The sequence below is a fragment of the Streptomyces sp. AcH 505 genome, from assembly GCF_000818175.1.
GTDB lineage: Bacteria > Actinomycetota > Actinomycetes > Streptomycetales > Streptomycetaceae > Streptomyces.
Genome location: NZ_JTIY01000018.1, coordinates 1 through 19,266 on the forward strand (window position 1 = coordinate 1; position 19,266 = coordinate 19,266).

Annotated in this window: 13 protein-coding genes; 3 read left to right on the plus strand and 10 right to left on the minus strand. The window is 59.9% G+C overall.

Annotation, left to right across the window (positions count from 1 at the left end):
• The 7 genes from HY68_RS44505 to HY68_RS38645 all read right to left on the minus strand — a co-directional run.
• Positions 1-250 (minus strand): hypothetical protein (locus tag HY68_RS44505; protein ID WP_198533578.1); only part of this gene is annotated, 250 nt, incomplete at its 3' end.
• A 315-nt stretch (positions 251-565) separates the two neighbouring features.
• On the minus strand, positions 566-1,543 hold the full coding sequence (locus tag HY68_RS43265; protein ID WP_157874600.1) for a hypothetical protein: 978 nt from the start codon (positions 1,541-1,543) through the stop codon (positions 566-568).
• A gap of 291 nt (positions 1,544-1,834) precedes the next feature.
• Positions 1,835-2,485, minus strand: a complete 651-nt coding sequence (locus tag HY68_RS41625) for a helix-turn-helix domain-containing protein (protein ID WP_078864237.1) — start codon at positions 2,483-2,485, stop codon at positions 1,835-1,837.
• A 512-nt stretch (positions 2,486-2,997) separates the two neighbouring features.
• On the minus strand, positions 2,998-4,863 hold the full coding sequence (locus HY68_RS41630; protein ID WP_078864238.1) for a DUF1998 domain-containing protein: 1,866 nt from the start codon (positions 4,861-4,863) through the stop codon (positions 2,998-3,000).
• Positions 4,860-8,405 (minus strand): DISARM system helicase DrmA, encoded by a 3,546-nt coding sequence (gene drmA, locus HY68_RS38635; protein WP_042002390.1) that lies wholly within the window; start codon positions 8,403-8,405, stop codon positions 4,860-4,862. Before drmA ends, HY68_RS41630 begins: the two co-directional genes overlap by 4 nt.
• Complete coding sequence (locus HY68_RS38640; RefSeq protein ID WP_052457587.1) at positions 8,402-8,896, minus strand: hypothetical protein; 495 nt, start codon at positions 8,894-8,896, stop codon at positions 8,402-8,404. Before HY68_RS38640 ends, drmA begins: the two co-directional genes overlap by 4 nt.
• A gap of 27 nt (positions 8,897-8,923) precedes the next feature.
• Positions 8,924-10,033: an XRE family transcriptional regulator gene (locus HY68_RS38645; protein ID WP_042002391.1), complete on the minus strand. Its 1,110-nt coding sequence runs from the start codon at positions 10,031-10,033 to the stop codon at positions 8,924-8,926.
• 84 nt (positions 10,034-10,117) lie between these two features.
• Between HY68_RS38645 and HY68_RS41635 the strand changes: the two genes are divergently transcribed.
• Positions 10,118-10,333 (plus strand): hypothetical protein, encoded by a 216-nt coding sequence (locus HY68_RS41635; protein WP_078864241.1) that lies wholly within the window; start codon positions 10,118-10,120, stop codon positions 10,331-10,333.
• Between the two features lie 12 nt (positions 10,334-10,345).
• Here the strand turns inward: HY68_RS41635 and HY68_RS44510 are convergent, their stop codons facing one another.
• The 3 genes from HY68_RS44510 to drmD are packed head-to-tail and all read right to left on the minus strand — an operon-like array spanning position 10,346 to position 17,624.
• Positions 10,346-12,412, minus strand: a complete 2,067-nt coding sequence (locus HY68_RS44510; RefSeq protein WP_198533579.1) for a DNA methyltransferase — start codon at positions 12,410-12,412, stop codon at positions 10,346-10,348.
• On the minus strand, positions 12,370-14,391 hold the full coding sequence (locus tag HY68_RS44515; RefSeq protein ID WP_198533580.1) for an N-6 DNA methylase: 2,022 nt from the start codon (positions 14,389-14,391) through the stop codon (positions 12,370-12,372). Before HY68_RS44515 ends, HY68_RS44510 begins: the two co-directional genes overlap by 43 nt.
• 5 nt (positions 14,392-14,396) lie before the next feature.
• Positions 14,397-17,624, minus strand: a complete 3,228-nt coding sequence (gene drmD, locus HY68_RS41645; protein ID WP_198533581.1) for a DISARM system SNF2-like helicase DrmD — start codon at positions 17,622-17,624, stop codon at positions 14,397-14,399.
• Positions 17,625-17,983: 359 nt separating this feature from the next.
• Here drmD and HY68_RS38665 point away from each other — a divergent pair, with 359 nt between their 5' ends.
• Together HY68_RS38665 and HY68_RS38670 are read left to right on the plus strand one after the other, a co-directional pair.
• On the plus strand, positions 17,984-18,232 hold the full coding sequence (locus HY68_RS38665; RefSeq protein ID WP_042002394.1) for a hypothetical protein: 249 nt from the start codon (positions 17,984-17,986) through the stop codon (positions 18,230-18,232).
• Between the two features lie 309 nt (positions 18,233-18,541).
• Positions 18,542-19,168: a hypothetical protein gene (locus HY68_RS38670; protein WP_157874601.1), complete on the plus strand. Its 627-nt coding sequence runs from the start codon at positions 18,542-18,544 to the stop codon at positions 19,166-19,168.
• The last annotated feature ends 98 nt before the right edge of the window (positions 19,169-19,266 follow it).

Consider the following 19,266-nt stretch of genomic DNA (forward strand, 5'->3'; position numbering starts at 1 on the left):
CCGCCGCGCCGGCTATCGCCGGCGGCCATGGAGCGAAGGTGGCAAGCAAGGCGACAAGGACGATGGCAAGAAGGCTGGCAAGCATCCCGCCCGCCCGAAGCCAGGCAAAAACAGTCGTCGCGAGGACGATCGGAAAAACGCGCCGGCGCATGGCTGTGCTCCGTCGAAAAACAATGAGGTGATAAAAAAACGAAAGATGAAAACGCAACAGATGATTGGCGCGGGCCGAGACCCCGTCAAGCGATTTCACCCCACGCCGCCGCGGCACTTTGCCCCCCGCCACAGCCTCCTCTCCACCTCTCCGCACCGGGGAGAGGTCGGTTACCTATGTTCCCGGTTGCTCAGGCGCAACGCGCCGGGTGAGGGGCCACTTCCCCACGCATCTGGACTCCACCGCACCCCTCACACCCCCGCCGTCCCCGGCGGCCACGCACTCGGCAACCGCCTTGCATACTTCTCCGTGCGAGCATTCCTCACTGGTGTGAATGGCCATTAGCGCCACAGTAGGGTTGGCGAGAGCAAATGACGAAGGCGGCTTCGTCTCTGTGCGGCGTCTAGAGCAGGGCTATTCACCCACGATCACGTGATACGAAGGCATGCCGTGGGAGGCGAACAGTCGAACACGTGCTGAAATAAAAGTGGCCCTTTTCCAACTAATTTCTCCAATTTCGACTTCATGCAGGTTTGAGCTTTCCTCGCTTTTTTCTTGCCAGAGTCTTCCAACGAAGTTGAAGTGTGCCGATGATGGGGTTTTCGGTGGCAGGGATGTGCGAATGAAGTCTGCGACGAGTGGCTTGAATGCACCGCGACCGTGGACGCCCATGCAGGCAACATGGGCAATTTTGGCGATCATCTGGCAGAAGCGTGCGGTGTCGATTATTTGTGTGGAGAAGCGAGTGATCTCGTATTTGTCGAGATCTTGTCTTCTGCAATTGATGTTGTACGTGAGAATATTGAATATGCCATTTGTATTCATCGGCCGATAACTGCAGGCAGATGGAGGATATAGGCCCGGCAAAGTAAGTAATGTCGGATGATGTATGTCTGAGATCATTACGAATTCGCTTGTCTCGGCCCCCACATCTAGCGCAAAGTTTTTCTTTTGCAGAACCCCTTGTTTGCCAACGAGATTGAGACTTCGGCGCACTGGATCGAACATCTCTTCCGTGACTGATCGTTCGAACTCCGACGTCACCCGCTGGCAGTCGAAACAGGATGCTTGCGGTAGTTCAAGCCCGCACCCGAGTGCCTCAGCGATAACGTGCTCACTGGTCAGGGGCAGAGCGAATCCGTGTTGGTCATTTGCACGGCCGCAATAAGCGCAACAGCCAAGGGCGTGAAGCGCTTCTCTTCTCTTTTGAGCGGGGAAGGCAATCAGGCGTTGCCCGGTAAACCGTCCTTCCGCAAACATCCGGAAGGCTTGAGTTCTTGGCACATAATCTAGCTCTCCGATTGAGGGTACATCGGATGCGCTGTTCCAGCTGAACTTGACGTACCGAGCGTCTCTGGCGTTGGGTAAATTGTCTCCGCGGATACTGCTCACTGCGTTCTCAATCCTCGATATTGGCGTGCGCTCGGCTGAACTTGTGCATCTCTGTTGGTTCGAAGATCCATGCTCGATCAAGTCGACAAGCGCCGTGTTACCTAGCGGCACTTCGTCGCAGCGAATTTGAGCAACACTGAGTTGGCTTCGTGAGTTTGCCACGATGGTCGTGATTGTGCCCTCGCCCAGATTGGCCTGACTTGTCCCGGAGTGCGGCTCTATCCGGGTTGTGACCCCGGTTCGGCGCGGCTGAATTGTTGTGCGTCTACAGCCAATGTTCAAACACCAACCTCATGTCGTCGTCCCCGGCGGCCACGCACTCGGCAACCGCCTTGCATACTTCCCCGTGCGATTGCTCCGCACCGGCTCCATCACCCCGTTCAAGCGCCAGTAGCGCCGCCACGCATCGGCCTGCATCGATTCGCAATCCACCCACACCCCTTCGCTGCTCCCTTCAAAATCAGAATCTCTCGCGTCCGGAGTCTGAAAGGAGTTATTGAAAGGGTTCTGTGCGAATGCCGTTTCACCTTTTATGGCGCTCCCGTTCGCATTTTCGTGCGCAGGCGTGCGCATTTTCTGAAATCCCCCGGCGAACCCCGCTTCGCCTTGTCCAGCCTCCGGAAGCGCATCGCTGGTCGCGTCCCCACCACCACCCGCATACGCCGCCGACAGCCGATACCGGTTTGTATGCCCGCGCCCGCGCTGCACCTCCACGCTGAGGTAGCCAAGCCAGCTCAGCCGCTCCAGCGAGGCCTGCACACTGCGGCGCGTGACACCGAGCGTCTCGGCCAGCGTCGCCTGCCGCGGGAAGGCGATGCCGGTGGTTCGGTTCATCATGCTGGCAATGAGGTAGCACACCCGAAAGTCGAGCGGCGATATCAGCCCATCGCGGCACACCGCATCGAGGCACCGCAGTTTGGCTGATGTGTGCGGATCACTCATGGCAGCACCTCCGCGGTGTTGGACATGGCGTTTTCAAGCGAAGCATGCCCCCGGACTTGATCCGGGGGTGGTGCCACTTCCCCCGCGATAAACGCGAAGCGTTTGCGCGGAGAAAACGCGTCAAAAAAACAAGAAACGTAGAGGCAAACGGCCGCTGATCCGGCCGATGAAATCGACATGGCTGATGATCCCAGGATGTCTGGAGTGCGGTTTCAACCGGTGAAACCATCCGAACAGCCCAGTCACGTCGGGCTGGCCCACGAGCGTCCGTTTGAGGGCGGCGGCCCCTTCGGCACACTGACGGATGCGCCACCCGAGGGCCCGTTTTACGCCCGGGCTGCGGCGAGACTCGCGTTGTCTGGGCGAATCTAGCCGAGGGGGTGTTGCGGTTTCAATAAGGGCTTGGGGTTACTCCCCATAACCCTTGGGCGTGGTGGGGGATGGCGTATTGAGGGGGCTGAAAATATGGCGGTGCGTTGATATTGTCTCTTCGCGTGAACAGATAGACGCGGTTATTCAAAGAAGCACGACGAATCGTCTGCCATCGTCGGAATAAGCAAACTTCGGTCCAGAAACAGGTTTCTCATCTCGCAGCTCGTCTCAGCGATAAGCAAGCATCCGTGGCACGCGGCGCCGTGAGTGGCGCGATCGCCGCTTCGCTCGTCTGGTTCATGATCGGCGCAAACCGGATCGTTCGAGCAGATCCTTAAACGATCCAATGCGCATTTGAGAATATTGGCGAATCTGGGAGCGGTTGCGACCAGGCCTCCGAGGGTGCCTTGCGCGCCGGCGCTCGCCGTGTAGATGAGAATGCCGCAGCGGTCGATGTCGCCGCCGTCTCGCGAACTGGACAATGCATAAACTCGCTCCTTTAATGAGCTGGCTGGATAGCCGCAGTCGAGAGCAATTTCAGCCATCAACGCGTGTGAGATGCTGTGCAGGAGGACATAAGGCGTTCCTGGATAGGGTGGTGCCTTGCCGTTGAAGCGCTGTTGCCAATGATAATAGCCAGCCAGAAGCTTTCGATTGCGAAGCGCAGGGCCTTCATTGCGAAGCCATTGTCCGATTGATGCTTCGTCGAAATGGATGAAGATGCCTTCCCCGAATTGCTCGATTGCCGGCAGCCAGTCGGCATCACGAGATAACGGTGCGCCATGAACACTCAGTTGAATGTCTTCAATATCACCATCGGCCGCCGTCGGCGCGGCTTCGAAGCGTGTGAATCCGTAAAGGCAAGATACTTCCCTGAGGCGATGAACAGCGACGAGGTTCTTGATCCCCGATAAATCGATCTGTGTGTCGGGATCGGCCCAGGCGTCACGCGGCAGTGTTTGGGCATAGAGCTTGGCCGTAGGGTGGTTGGCGCCGATTTCCGGACGGCCGCTCGCGAATGTGTCGAACTCCGACAACTTGGGTGAGCGCGAAGCGTCCGTTCTCGCGCCCTCGCGGATCCGCTGCAGCCTGTCGAAAATGTCGCCATCCGCATACGGTCCAAGCGAGGCCGAAACTTTCGGGTTGAAGCGTTTGGCTTGTGCGACGTCGGGAGCGGATTGGACACCAGCCAAGTCTCCCGACAACTCGTCGACTAGCTTGCTGAGTTCGTCTTCCTCAGTGGGAAGCGAAATCACCGTATAAACCTGAGGGAAATAGGTGTTGGTTGCGGTGCGGATAAGCAGTTTAAGATTGTCCCCACAGCTGTCGGGGTCTCTGTCGAGCAGCCAGGGCCGCTCCCCACGGCATTTGCCAAGACGACCCACTTGAAAGGTATCTCGAAGCGACAGCCGGCGCCCGCAACCGCAGGCGATGCTGGTATCGGCAGGGTCCGCGCTCGTGCCTTTTTCCTCTACCCACATTGGTTCTTGGCACGGCGTTGAGCCATGAACCACCCAGCGCCAGTCGATGTCCTGAAGATGCCCTTTGTCGCACGCGCATACGAAACGAATCGGTGTCACGTCACTCTTGCGCCCATCATCGAATTGAAACCGTCGTCGTCCCTTGCTGTCGAGGTCCTGCCAGCGCACCAGTCGCCGGCGTCGTGGCGCATTGCCTCCGGTCGTGTCGGTGTCAACCTGCTCGCAGATGAACCAGGTCGGAAAGATGGGAGCGGCAACGCCGCGCGGGATCCCATCCCTCGCATCTCCCGACGTCGGCGGCGTCCGTAACGTCAGGTTCACGGATTGGGCGAGCCGCCCCTGCTGTTTCAGAATCTGCTCCAGGCGCATGGTTACGCGTGGCTCTGGGATCATCGTGAAGGCGTTGCCCTTCATGTCCCACTGCTCCAGTCCGCCGACAACGACCGACCTCGTCGGCAGATCGATCATGGCGCCAGGACCAAAGGTGGAAATCAGCTGGCTCAGCCGTTGTGCATTCTTGGTCATGTCAGGTCATCCGCATTCGCGATCACATTGCCGTACGGGTCCCTGACCTTCAGGACGACGCTAGACTCCACGTCGCGCATCGAGCGGCCTGCAACAAAGCGGCGGTGAGGTTCCAGCAGATTGCCGATCTCTGGTTCCAGCGGCATATGGAGCAGCCGGTGTGGACTTTTCTTTCGGGCATAGGCGAATGCATTGCCACCCGCGGCTTGCTCATCGGCCGTTGCAATCCATGCATCCAAAGTATCGTCGATCAGCATGGTGAGCGCGGCGCGACCACCCGCGATCATTCGCTCTGGCGCCCGGGTGACGATGGCGTCACGGACCTTAACCCGAATCCCGGCATTGTTCTTCAGTTCGTTGACCGCGCCTTCAGGTGTCAGGGTGGCATCGACGTGTCGTGCAGCGGCTACGACGACGGCAGCTAGCGCTCGATCCAGCGCACGGGCGGCCCATGGCGTGACGCTGGTGGCTTCGACAGCTCGATAGAAGGTGCGATGGAACTGGCCGAATTGCTCGAAGTGCATGCGATCACGTGGCTTGTGCAGGTTCAGCACAGCGAGCACCAATCCCGGTCGAAAATGATCGCGGCCAACCCGGCTGGTTGCTTGAATATACTCCGCGGCGGTTTTCGGTTGCCCCTGAACGAGCATCAGCCCAAGGCGCGTGATGTCGAGGCCGACCGAGATCATGTTGGTTGCCAGCGCAACGTCGACGGTTTCGGCATTGCTGCCGAACACCGCCTCGAGCCGTTGCTTCGCCTTCGCTACCTCGTCCGTCGAGACGCGCGAGGTCAGCTCCATCGGCTCCTTGATGTTCCGATCGGCAAAAGGTTGATCGGCTGGATCGACCCTGCGACGTTGCGCGCCGTAGCGAGCGGCGCGGTCACGCACTTCATCTTCGACGATCCGGCGTGCACCTCCGAGCTCTCGCAGCGCATTGAAATAGCACAGCGCCGTCATGTAGGGGTCGGCAGGATTTGGTGTTTTTGCGTCTGCCGGAACATTTGCGTCATAGGCCGCTTGGGCGGCCGCTACCAGCGTGGTCAACGAACGCAGGAACACAAGCTTAGGGCCGCGGCCCTGTGCTGCGATACCGAGATACAATCGGGCGGGATTGGTCGTCGAAGGAACAGTGCGTGCAAAGAAACTATCGGTGCGATGAATCCCTGATGGTGGAAAGATGCTCGTCGTGCTGCGATCGAACAAGGCCGCGATTTGGTCAGCGGCGCGCCTTACCGTTGCGGTCGAAGCCACGATTTTCGGTCGAACGCGCTTTTCACCTACACCTCGCGAGGCAAGCTGGTCGATGGCGGCTTCATAGAGGCCCGCGACTGTCCCCAGGGGGCCGGCGATCAGGTGCAGTTCGTCCTGAATGATAAGGTCGGGCGGATCGAGCGACCAGCCATTGTCCAACGGGCGGCCTTCACCCGGCTCGGCGGCACCATAAAAGCCGATGCCCTCCGCAAAGCGATCGACATGTCCAAAGAAAGCGCCGGTTTCGCCCACCCAGGGCAACGCGGCAAATTTATCGACGGTGGCGATCAAAAAAGCTGGCAATCGCCGGTAGATAGGTTCGTCCACTGTGAGCACCGGCAGCGGCCGGTTGCGGCTGAAATCGCAGCCGGTGTTGACGCAGCGGATCTCCAGATTGGTGGGAGCAAGCATATTCGGTGTACACGCGAAAGATGCCGGCTTGAACTCCGTGCCACACCAGGGACAAGCCTTGAGCGGCGCTGGAGCGCGTTTGTCGCGCCCGCTCGCATAGCGCCGAACGCGGCCGACCGCAGTGGTCTCGTCCGAGTTTCCCTTGCCGCCGAGCTTGTTAGGTGACGCGTCGGAACCGACCCACAGGCCGATTTCGATCGGCCAGTCGCCGAGCAGACGGCGACCGCGTTCATCGACGTTCGCTTTGTCTGTGCGCATCAGTTCGAGCGCACAAACGACGCCTGCCGCGCGCGCGAGCTGGTCGAGGGTAAGCAGACGCAAGGTGTAACGCATGATCACCGCGACGCCAGCGCCGAGCACCCCTGATCCGCCGAGCCGCCGATGTGCGATGACCAGAGCGGCGAGGCCGAGGTAGGCCTCCGTCTTGCCGCCGCCCGTCGGGAAAAACAACAGATCGGCCGTCTCGCGATCTCTATGCTTGCGATCAATCAATCCCGACATATTGAGCAGCACGAAAGCAAGCTGAAATGGGCGCCATTGTGGTTCCGGTAGCGCGTTCGGGTCACCAGCCGCGCCTGCGACGCGGCGACGGGCCGCTAGCGCAATGGCACTGTTCATGAAGCGGAACGCAGTTCGCGCCCTGGCGTCGGTTGCAAGTATGCTGATGCCGTCTGCGATCCGTGTTTTTGCGATTTCCATCTCGGAGATGAGGCGTTCGCCGGTTTCTCGGCGCCGCTGAGCAAGGCCTACAAGTTTCTTCCGTTCATTGTTGATCCATGTCTCGTAGAGAATGGGCAGGTCGGCCAAAGCTGCGCCCAATGCGGTTCCGTCCCCCGCGGCCAAGCCAGCCAAGGTTTCCATGCCAAAAGTCACTTTGGCTTTGAATTCGGCATCTTCGTTTGGAGCAACACGTTCGACTTCCGCGGTCGGAAGCGGATTGGTCCAAACCCGCGTGATGTTGGCGGCCGCGTCGATCGGAGCATTCCAGCCTGCGGCGGCGTTGCGGCCGACGGCCCACTCGCGGACGTCGCAATAATGCAGATCGGCGATCCGCAAGTCCCAGTCTTGGGCGCGATACCCGGAAAGATCGCGCCGCGGACGGAAACCATTCTCACAGAAAAGTTCGAGCCGTGCTTGAAAGGCGTAGCTCACATCGGAATAGAATCGATGCACGGTCGCGCGACGATTGACGAGAAACACGGTGAGGGCGCGGACGCGCTCTGTCGTCCCATCCGGTGTCGTATAACTGAATAGGCGCGAGTGCGTTTCCAGCACCAAGCCACCGCCGCGGCGTTGCTCAGCCGCGCTTTCTGGCACCAGAACCTGATTGCCGCGGCCATCGACAATTTGCAAAGGAAGCGTCCTTTGCTTTGGGCTGCGAACCCACTCGACCAAGGGCCGCTCGATACGCTTGGCCTTGCCGTCTTCGCCGATTTCTTCCGGCAACGGTTCTGGAAGCAGGATCTCCTCAGGCAGTGGCGGTTCTGTACGATAGTCGCCCCACGAGACGCACGCCTCGATGGTGGTGATGTCCGGATCGAGCAGAACTGTCAGCCCTATGGAAGACGGTAGAAAACGCCGCCGGGCATTTGGTGTCTCCGGCTCCTCATTGTCGGTCGCAGCGCCGCCAGTGCCATCGGCATCCGGCTCTTCGACATCGAGCTCCATTTCTTCCTGGGCGGACGGATTGCTGTCGTCGTCATCTCCGTCGAGGCTGAGCGGGTCCTCCGCGGGCGCGAGAAATCCGGCCAGATACCAGCGCGAGGGGCTCTCGTTCAGCCGCTCGCCGGCCAGATCGGAATCCTGCGGTCCCGGACCGATCAGGTCGCGACGGAACACGTTGACGATATGGGCGCGGATATCGACAGGTTTTGTCATGGTCGCCCAAGTCCTTCCGAAAGAAACAGTTCGCCGAGAACCTTATCGAGCCACTTGGTCGTATAGGCTAGCTTGAGCGCTTCTTTCGGTCGGTGCCCTGCACCGGCAAGAAGCGTTTCCAAGGCGATCAATCGTCCCCTCAGTCCGAGCCGGACACCGAAGCGCATGCTCGCCTTGTCAGGGCCGCACAAAACCCAGGCGTCGCTGCGCGTCAGCGCATGAGCCCACAATGATCGCTCGCCGACGTCCAGCGCAATGTCAGGCGCACGAACGGCCACGACCGCGCGCTGCGCATCATCCACAGCGTGGACCGCCTTGAGTGAGGTTCGGAGCTCCGCGGCGTCGATCTGCAATTCCGGCCGGCGTCGCTGGAAGCCCGTCTGTGTCTCGATCACGCAATCCTCGACCGTCTCGACGTTGTAGCCATTCGACAGCGCGCGCCACGCCCCAACCCGGTAGCATTCCAGGATGGCGTTGGTATCGACGAGCACGGGACCGCGATGACGCGCCATGACGCCTCACAGCTCGACGGGGGGCTGCACCCCGTGTGTCGCAAAGAGGTCGGTAAGATCGTCGACCGTCTGATCGACGAGACCAGCCGCCCGCCGCGCGGAGACGCGACCTTGCTCAACGGCAAGTGCGATCACCTGCATGAATGGCTTGGAGTACAGTGGTGGCGGATTCGTCGAGATTACCTCGTGCCCGTTGTTCCGCAACGCCGCGTCGGGAATTGACTTAGCTACGGCCGGCTTCAATCGGCCGAGAGCAACAAGCCGCCATTTCAGCGCCGAGGACGTAACCTGTAGTTCATCTGCTACGGCATTCAATCGACCAGCCAGCTCGCCCTCGGCGAGAGCGGACCAATCACCGAAGCGGTCAAGCACCGGCGTAGGCATGAGGATGGCAGATGCAAAATTATTTGCGAGTTGTTCGACACGATTGCCGCCGGTTTCCAGCGCGTCTTCCGCATGCTCGGGCGGCATCGATTCCCACGTGAGGATGTGAAACAGCTCATGGGCCAAGTCGAAATTTCGGCGGCCGACAACCTCATGGCGATTAATCAGGACGACATCCAACTCCGGTAAGCGGCAGGCTGCGCCGGAAATCCCCTGAAATGCATCCACCATAAGCACGAGGATGCCGAGCTGCTGTTCCATTATCTCGACGAGGCGCCTTGCTGGCACGTCACCGAGTTTCATCTCGGCAGCAAATCGCTCGCCGGCCTCCATAACGTCTTCGAAGCGTTGGTGACGCGTTATGGCGAGCGACCGGCGCAACAACGGTGCAGCCCGGCCGACCTGCGGAGCAATGACCCGAAAGGCTGCAATCCACCGTCCGGCACTGCGCTCATAGGCATTCAGGCGCTGCGCCCCCACATCGGGTTGGCGCCGCCAAGAGAAGCGACCCTCGCCAACAAGCAGGAACGGATCGGTAAAATAGTCCAGGGAAGCGCCAAGCTTCTCGACGGCAATGACCAATTCCTCAGCTGTCATGCGTCTTTCACCGGTCTCGATCGCCGAAACCGTTTGGCGGTCCTTGAAGCCGAATAGGCGGGCAAGATCGTCCTGCGAAAGCTTTCGCTCCTCGCGCAACGCCTTGATGCGCGCTCCCATAAAATTGGCTGCCATGGCACTCCTCCCAATCGCAATATAATCTTGCAATTTTAGAAATGCAAGATTATGTTGCGGATATAGGACTAAAAGGAGCTTCTTATGGCACGCAAATCTCCAAATTCCGGTCTTGACGGTCGTTCCCGGGACAAGGACGGCGAGATCCGACATAAAAACGGAAATACGCGCGTCGACACACTCCGCGAGATCTATGGCGATGGCTTCGCACCCAATGTGCGCGGGGACATGCACTTGGATACGCTGCTTGATCGCACAGGCGCGCGATCGCTGAGTGATTTCATCAAGAACAAGGGGTAAGCGCGCGAGGCATCAAGCGGATCCCTCTTCGTTGTCGATTTCTTCGTCATCCTCATCCGCGACGGCAGTCAGTCCGGCCGCGCGTTCAGCGGCGGCACGTTCGGCGTTCAGCGCAAGCAGGCGGGCGAGGACCTCGTCCTTGAACTCGGCAGGCCAGTCGAGGCGCGTCTTCGGGGTTTTGCCCTCGTCTGCATCCTGTTCGATAAACTCTGGTGCGGCACGATCGGCCAAATCATTCCAGCCATAAGCGCGTAGAACGGTGGTATCCATCTCGGCGTGAAACGCGCGGAGGTGAACGATATCAACGGAATTGTCGGTGCGAGCGTGAAACCGATTGTAAGTTTTGGTCAGCCCTTCATTCCGATTGACCATCAATTGAGATCGAAGAGTGTTATATGCTTCGCCCGTCCTCTCCAGAACCGGATTCTGATCGAAACTGTCAGGGAAAGGAAAAGTGCGAAAACACAACTTTACAGTATATGTCGGATCGTCCTTCATCGATGATCCGAAATATCTTGCCCAAAGCTCATGAATTCTAGATTGCAACAGACAAAAAATAGAATGCCCGGAATGGGCCACTACATTCAAGTTTGATGAGTAGACATAATCCGTTCTAAGTCTTGCAAATGAAATTTGCGACGCCGCTTGACTCGACGTAACCCAGACATGCGACAATGCCCCAACGGCTCTGTACAGGCCGGGGCGTTTTTCGCCGTATTGCCACCAACGATTTCGCAACGCATCGAGCTTCTGGACATCCCGGCCCGGCTTTACAAGCCGTCTAACGATCTCGACCAAGTCCGGCCATTCTTCCGCGACCTCATCTGGATAATCATTCGGTACAAGACCGGTCGTCCGGCAATTGGAGCGCTCATTTTCGCTCATTTCGCTCCAAAGCTTGAGATTGCCTTCGCGACGCAATGGGCGATCAAAAAAGTCAATAACGTAGCGATGATGTGTGTGTGTGGGCGACGAGGCAACTTCAGCCCAGCCAAGAAAGGGGAATACTCGATCCGCATTGCATGGATCATGAGCTATTAATTCACCCATTTTCTCAATACTTTCAGCCGTGCCCTTATCCGCTGCCTCGTCGTCAAATGTGAACCCCATTCCCCACAAAATGGAACCTTGAAATGCTTTACCGGAATTGGCCACTAGTGCCTCCGGAGAAGTATCGAGGTCCCCTTCCACGAGGTAGGCCGAAATGCGTGTCACGGGTCTGCCATCAAGTGTAGGAGTGGGCACGGGCACCGCGCCCTTAACGACATGTACAACCGAAACTACGACAGCTGCCTCCCCTGGCCATTTCAGCCTTCGTCGCGCACGTATTATCGTGCCGCCTTCGGAGATGATTGTCGTTAAGCCAGAGGAGCGGGTGTCGCCCTGGCCAATTGTATTGGTGGCGATGAGACCGAATACGCCACCTTGTCTTAGAAGCTCAAACGCACGGCGGAAGAAATGTGCCACTAGATCAGCGTTGCCATGAGCCCCTTTGTGCAACGTTTGTAGCCAAGGAAGGTAGTTCTTGGAGTTTCCATTGATTATCGTGTTCTTGCCGGCGAATGGGGGGTTGCCAACGATGGCGTCGAAGCCGGCGTCTCTACGAGAAAAAACCTCAGGAAACTCTATTTGCCAATGAAATGGTGGGGTCGGGTGCTGGCCGAATAAAAGGTCATTAGAGAATCGGGCGGCCTTCTCGTGCCATTCTCGCGAGCCAAGATTGTTTTGCACTAACTTCTGAAATGATATTAATTGTTCAATGCGCTTCTTTGCGGTGTCAGCCGAGAAGAATGCTGCGACTATGCCGTCGCCAATCAGCCGAGCGACCTCTAATTGAGTTTCAATGGCTTTGAATTGCGGGCGCAACTCAGCCTCGCTTGCCCATTCGGCTTGTTCGCGAATGCGCGAGCGACCGCGCTCAGCTTCCCGTAAGTGGTCTCCTACGAGTTTGCCGACAAAAGTGGGAGATTTTGTCGTGTCCCAGTGGGTCGCTGAGATCTGATCGCTAGTTAGTCCTACAAGGCTGTCACCGCATTTTAATGCATGATCGAGAAAGGTGAACTCATGGTCCCGTGCCAAAGTGGCAAGCCAGAGCGACGTCGCGCGAGGTCGACCGCGCGCGGGTTCTTGTCAACACCGTAAAGGCAGCGCTGCGCGACGAGGCGTCGGGCATGTAATTCCTCATCCTCGTCGGCAGGAATCTTCGGTCGCGTCTCGGGCCATCGAGCCCACGCGGCGATCAGACGTTCACCCAACGCGCGGCAGGCCTCGACGAGGAACGCGCCCGAACCCATGGCTGGATCGCACACCTTGAGATCCAGCACTTGCTCAGCCTTTGCGTCCGGCCCCAGCCGCTCGAAGGTGGGCTCGAGTACATATTTAACGATCGGGGTGGTCAGCGAGCGCGGCGTATAGTGACTACCCGTGCGCCGCCTCTCGCCGGTCGGCTGCAGAATAGGAGTGCCTGATGCTGCAATCCTCCTTTTGGGTGAGCCCCGCTCATCGACCATTCCGTCGAGCGCCGCCGCAAGATCCTCGACGGTCTTCGCCGCTTCAATCGATTTACGCTGCGCTGCCGTCAGGGTTCGCCCAACATTCTCTTTGAGATCCTTGATCCGGTCCTTGCCCTTCTTCGAAAGCAGTTCGTTGAGAGCGACGAAAACCGGTGTCTTATTATTCTTTCCGGCTTTGATGGCGAGCACCCGGCTCTTGGAGGCCTGTACTGTGAAACCCATCACGGTCTCGTAGACCGAGCCGATCTGTTCAACGTCGAGTGTGCGGTAGGACAGGCGTTCGCGTTCCCCACCTCGCCGCTTGAGGGTCATGAGCCCTTCCAGAACGCGCAACAGGCAGCCGTCGGACACAGCCAATATTCGGGTCGAATCGTCCCGCGAAACGCGCCCCTCGAGGAACGGAAACTCTTCGGGATCGAACAGCTTGCCGCCGCGGGCTTGAATAAAGCGGGTTTTGTGGCCTTTGTGGATCAAGCGGAACAGTGCCAGAAGGCGGCCCCAGCCGCCGCGCCGCTCGTCCATCGTGTCCGGGTTCAGCGTCGCATCTTCGGTCAGCCTGGTGTAAAGGCCACGTACCGAATAACCCGCCTCATAAATCTCGCGCGCCCGCGCATCGGAGCGCGACGGCAACAGGTCGCGGTCTTCCGCGTAGAGCACAAATACCAGGCGCATCAGAATAGCAAGCAGGCCCTCGTAGAGATGGTCTGGACGGTGTGTTGCGAAGTCACGAACGAGCGCCGGCTCAGCGCCGTCCAACCCACGCAGCAGTTCGTGCAGTGCACCGAGCACCTGCTCGGCCAATGCAATGGATACCTGTGCCTGCGCCTCGCGGCTACGCTTGAACAGCGCCGGAAGTCGCCGGTCGTCGGCGTCGGAAAACAGCCGGAAGCGATCGAGCAGCAGCTTCAGTCCGCCGAGCATCGGCCGGCCAGCGACCGTTGCCATGGGGCGGATCGGAAAGCTCTGATGCCCGGAGGTTTCACCGCGCGGCGCGTAGATTAGGCGCAGCTCGGGCGAGTACCTGACTTCGCCGTCTTGGCGGTGCTCTCGTTCGGAGATCAACAGGCCGGCGAAGACATTCGTATCACGCAATAACCGCTCAAAGCGCTGATGCGGTGTAGCCTCCCAACCGTCGAGTACATTGCGCGCGTCCGGATCGACGCCATGCGCTTCGACCCGGACAAGGAGTTGCCATGGACGCTCGGTCTCACCGAGCTCGGCGACGGCCCAGGTGGGGCGAAGCGTGGTGCCATGCTCCGGAAGAGCGATAATCAATTCGTCTGGAAGCGCTGGGCCCCCTGGTGCGCCGGCGATATGGCGTGCCTCCCAGCCGAGCACTCGCTCCACGAAAGTCCAGGGATCGACGAAAACTGGCTTCGAGGAGTCCTGTCCGACCAACTCGTCGATCATACCAGTGTCGATCGATGTTTGTCGTGACGGTGATAAGCCCAATTCCTTGATCAGGCTCGGAGCAACCACGAGGCCGACCGGCGGCACGTGGTCGAGCCATTCGAGGTCGGGATCCAGATAGACGTTCATTGCCATCGCGTTCACCCGGAGACCGGCCAGAGATAGACGAGGCCCACGGGCTCTAGACGATGAGCTCGCACGTGATAGGACTTGCGCAGACGCTCCGGTTCGTCGCGCAAATCGCGCTCAAGTCGCGTCAAACGTCCTTCCCAATGTCGTCGATCTGCTTCGCGTTCGCGCCGTTCCTCGGGCACAAGATCAAGGGTAAATTGGTTGGGATCGAATTCCTTTGCAGCCTTGGCGATTCGCGATCGTTGCTGCTCGAGCAGTGCGGACAGCGAACGCGCTTCTTCCTCACCGCGCTTCACGAGTTGCGCGGCAACCGTCGTCAGTCGTTCGGCCGCGATCGCCTCCAGTGTCGGGACCAAATCGGCGATATCGCGCGCGACCAAAGCCTGGACACGCGCGACCGCTGTACTTGGCGCCTCGCGAGCGTCGTGCAATGCAGTTTCGAGCTGATTGAGCGTCTTTTCCTCGCCACTGTCGCCCAGCGGACGAAGCGGCTTGCGGTTACGCTCCGCTTCCGTCCAGACTGCGGTGACGGGAATGATTTCCTCGTGCAGCCGCGCGGCCCCAGCGCCGAACACAGCCAAACGTCCCATCAGCACCACGCGGGGCTGTGCGCCAGGCCCGTAGATAACGGATACGCGTGAGAGCTTTGACTGGAAGCCTTGGCTGAGGAAGCGCGAGAGAAGTCGCCGGACAAGCCGGTGCTCAAGATGCACCTGGACAACATCCGAGGCATCGCGGCCGTCGTCCAAAATCGGCGGCTTGAATGCTATCGAGCGAATGGGTGCATTGCGACGCCAGTCTCCGAGGCGCTCACCGCGCTTGCGCGGTCGAACCCGCAGATCGTCAAATGCGTCGTCCCAACCCGCATCTTTAGTGAAGGCCGGATCATTAGGATCAAGCGTGTAAGTGTTTACATTTCCGACTGAAGCGCCGCGGTTGTTGTCGAGGGCATAACCAACGCGCGACAATGCTGCGGCGGCGACTCGATGCAAATCTTCGGGATCGACGCCGACGCGTTCTCGGGAGCGTTCGAGTGCTCGTTGAAGATCTGTCTGCTCCTTCAGCAATCGTTCGTGCCGCGTCCGCTCGTCATCGTCCATTTCGGCGCGCGCGCGCGTCAACCGCTCGGCATCGCTTTCTTCCGAAATCGCACGCGCGATGGCCGCCGCCTGGCCGCGGGCGATTCCGCCTTCAGCGAGCCGTTTGGCGATCCGATCCTCGATCACCTGGCCGACCGAGCCGAGTTGCTCGCGAATGGTTTCGGTTTTTCGAACGAGTGCCTCCAACACGATGTCCGCTTCGCGCTGCTCGTAGCGAAAGTAGCGGCAGACGATCTGTTGGGCGGGCTGTAGCTTGCGATCGATGCGCCCGTTGCGTTGTTCGAGCCGAGAAGGGTTCCACGGCAGATCGAAATGAATGAGGTCGGAGCAATAGGCTTGAAGATTGATGCCTTCCCTCGCTGCGTCCGTGCAAATGAGGATTCGCAATGGAGCGATGTCCGGGTCAGTATTGAAGGCCAGTTTGACTTCTTCTCGCCGATCCGATCCCGTTGCTCCGGTGAAGACACCAATGCGGTCGTCGGCACGGTCCGTATCGGTCAACGCCTCCCTCAGGCGCCGTTCCAGCCAGCGGCGCGTGTCCTCATACTCCGTGAAAATGATGAGGCGTCGGCGGTTCCAGGTCTGCCCAGTCAAGAAATTGGCTTTGATCCAATCGCCGAGCCAACGCACGCGGGCGTCCGGCCGTGATGCGTGTCGTTCTGCTATCGCTAGCATGTCGTCGACCGCTGCCAGTTCCTTGTTTAAATCGGCTTTTGCTGCGTCGGCGACGCCGAGAGCTGATGCCGCCTCCGCGGTCGCATCCTCGTCGGCGTCGATCGTCTTTTCGGCTTGATCGTCTTCGAGGCCGAGCTCTGCGCTGTCTTCATTGGCCGGACAATCCACGAATGCCAACGCCGCGGCGGCGACAAGGCCAGCCTCTTCGCCATCCGCCATGCGTTGCAGGGTTGCGCGATGAACTTTCAACGTTCTCGCGAACGCCGCCACCGACGACAAGAGCCGTTGCTGAAGGCCGACAAACGCGAGCTTCGCCATCGACGCCTTTTGAGATGGCAGGTCGGCGATGCGTTTCATGCGCAACTCGCCATAGGCGGCCAACTGGCGGGACAAATGGAGTTCCGGCGTATCCTCCGGTAGGCCGGCGATAGGAATCGCCTCGATGATGCGCTCCGGAAACGCCTCGCCGAGACGTCGCAGATCGGCCTTCAGTCGCCGCACCATAACCGGCTCAAGGTCCCTCGGCCGAACCTCGACCCCCCGCGTGAAACGCTGTGGATCCAGCATCTCGAGCAAGGCCGAAAAGCTGTTGGAATGTCCATTGTGTGGGGTCGCGGTCAAGAACAGGCGGTGCTCGAAGCGTTCGCCGAGTTCCCGGACTGCCTTCGTCAACTGGCTCGATATTGCGTAACGGACGCCGGCAGCTGGAGCGGCGTGGTGAGCCTCGTCCAGGATGAACAGCGCCCGGGAGCGAAACTCGCCTAGGACGTCGCGCAAGCCGGCAGCATAGACTTCATCCGTTAGCAGTCGATGCGAGATGATGAACCGTGATCCGGTTGCCCAGGGATTGACTGAGAAGCCGCGAAGGCGGCGCATCTCGCCGATACGTTCGCGGTCAATGATATCGAACGAGAGCCCGAATTTAGATTCAAGCTCGCCCTTCCACTGGATCGTCATAGCAGGCGGCGCCGCGATCACGATGAAATCGATGCGGCGGCGCAACAACAGTTCGCGTGCGACCAGACCTGCTTCGACGGTTTTACCGAGACCGACATCGTCCGCGATCAAGAGATTAACACGCGGCAACCGCAACGCTTTGCGCAGCGGCAGGAGCTGATAGGCATCCAGCCGGATGCCGGCCCGAAACGGCGCCTGCAACAGGTCGCGGTCGGCAGCTGTCGCAGATCGCCATCTAATCGACCGAAGGTAGGCAGCTAATACCTCGGCCTTGTCGGGCAGTCCCGTTCCGACGTTCTTCCAGCCGTCCTCATCAAGAATGGTTGCGCCAACCTCCGCGTCCCAGAGCACCTCGATCCGTTCGCCCTGGGCGTCGTCGGCGATGCAAGACAGGCAGAGCGTCTGAAGATCGTCGGCCTTTCCCCGTAATTCTTCGACAAGCCATGGCCGGCCACGAAGCTCGACAAAGCTTCCCTCTTTGATGTTCGCCCCAGATAGTCCCAACGTGATCTCTTTCTTTGAGCAGACGGCTGCTTGTATCCTTCACACAAGTTTAGACGGCCGCCGTCCTGTTCCTCAATCCCTACATAGTTATAGGGTGTGAAGTGCTTATCTGTCGGGAGCGCCGTCTGCGCAAGTCTGTTCGAGCCATCATTCGACTTGAAATTTGACTTGGATTGCTGCTCGTCCACCAGCAGCGTCGTCATATGGCTGATGCGATATGCCCATCACGACCTAACTCGCGTGGACTTGCCGACCCCCCCCTTCACCCTTAAAATTCATCGTCAACACAGGTGCCACGCACCTACCACCCTTAACCATCCGCGGCGCGCTAGCGTTCTCTCATGTGGAGATTGCGTGCCATGTGGCTTCTTGTGGCGATCGCCCTCGTGGTGGGCGTGCTGTTCGCCGTCAGCGTTCGCGCCTGGATGTCGGTGCTGAAGCAGGAAACCGATCGCCGCGAGTGCCCGGCCTGCAAGGGCAGGCTGGCGCTGACGCCGGACAAGGATGAAGGCTTTGCGTTGAGGTGCACGGGCTGCGGCGAGATGCAGCCGTTCGCGGCGGATCCGGCGCGGCGCTGGATGAAGGGTGGCGCGCGGCGGCTGGGGTGAGGGCCGGCGCTTCCATTTGCTCTGGTCATGGCCGGGCTTGTCTCCAGCGACTGGGCTACGGCGAGTCGCCGTGACGTCCACGTCTTAACGGTGGCTCAACAAGGAAGACGTGGATGCCCGGCACAAGGCCGGGCATGACGGCTGATGGTGTGGTTGCGCTTCGAACCAACATTTCGGTTGGGCTTCGCAAGCTCACAGGCTTCGCCACATCACAACCTTAGCCCCATCATCCACACCTCACCCGCTTGTTCCGCGCCGGCAAATCACCCACGCTTCCTGCGTGTCGCCGTGAATGAGGGAGTCGTATCCGTGGCGAGGGATAGCTACAGCCGGGAGCTGGCGGATCGGATCTGCGCGCTGATGGCGGCGGGGCGGTCGGTGGCCAGCATCTGCAGCGCGCCGGGCATGCCGCGGGCCAGCACGGTGCGCGGCTGGGTGTCGCGCGATCGCGATGGTTTCGCCGCGCGTTATCGCGCCGTCACTTTGTGCAAGTGGCGCGACAGCCCCTACAGCGCGGCCATGGCGGCCTACATCTGCGACGAGCTCAGCGCCGGGCGGCCGCTGCGGGAGATTTGCCGGGGCGAGGGCATGCCGTCGCACTCCACGGTGCTGCGCTGGGCGCAGGCCGATCACAACGGCTTCGCCGCCGACTACCGGCTCGCCCGCGCGTTCGGCTATTTCACGATGCTCGACGAGATGCAGGCGATCGCCGACGATGAGCGCGGCGACATCCGCCTCGACAGCCGCGGCCAGCCGGTGCCCAACCCCGCCAATGTCACCCGCGCCCGCCTGCGCCTCGCCACCCGCCGCCAGCTGCTGTCGCAGTCGCTGCCGAAAACCGGCGCGCGGCTGCTGGACCAGGGCGCCGTGCCCGCGCGCGATACGCTGGCGGCGGTGACGGCGGAGATCGCAAGACGGAAGATGGGAGGGGCGTGAGGGCGTTTCACGTGAAATGGGTGAAGGGCGGTGGTGGTGTTTGTGCGCGAGGCATCTCCCCATACTCGGCCGTCATCGCCCGGCTTGACCTCTGCGAC

What these genes read in the sequence shown, in the direction of transcription:
- HY68_RS41630 (WP_078864238.1), bottom strand. Translation starts at nt 4,863, where the DNA reads ATGACCAAGAATGCACAACGGCTGAGCCAGCTGATTTCCACCTTTGGT.
- drmA (WP_042002390.1), bottom strand. Translation starts at nt 8,405, where the DNA reads ATGACAAAACCTGTCGATATCCGCGCCCATATCGTCAACGTGTTCCGT.
- HY68_RS41625 (WP_078864237.1), bottom strand. Translation starts at nt 2,485, where the DNA reads ATGAGTGATCCGCACACATCAGCCAAACTGCGGTGCCTCGATGCGGTG.
- HY68_RS41635 (WP_078864241.1), top strand. Translation starts at nt 10,118, where the DNA reads ATGGCACGCAAATCTCCAAATTCCGGTCTTGACGGTCGTTCCCGGGAC.
- HY68_RS44515 (WP_198533580.1), bottom strand. Translation starts at nt 14,391, where the DNA reads ATGGCAATGAACGTCTATCTGGATCCCGACCTCGAATGGCTCGACCAC.
- HY68_RS38665 (WP_042002394.1), top strand. Translation starts at nt 17,984, where the DNA reads ATGTGGCTTCTTGTGGCGATCGCCCTCGTGGTGGGCGTGCTGTTCGCC.
- HY68_RS38645 (WP_042002391.1), bottom strand. Translation starts at nt 10,033, where the DNA reads ATGGCAGCCAATTTTATGGGAGCGCGCATCAAGGCGTTGCGCGAGGAG.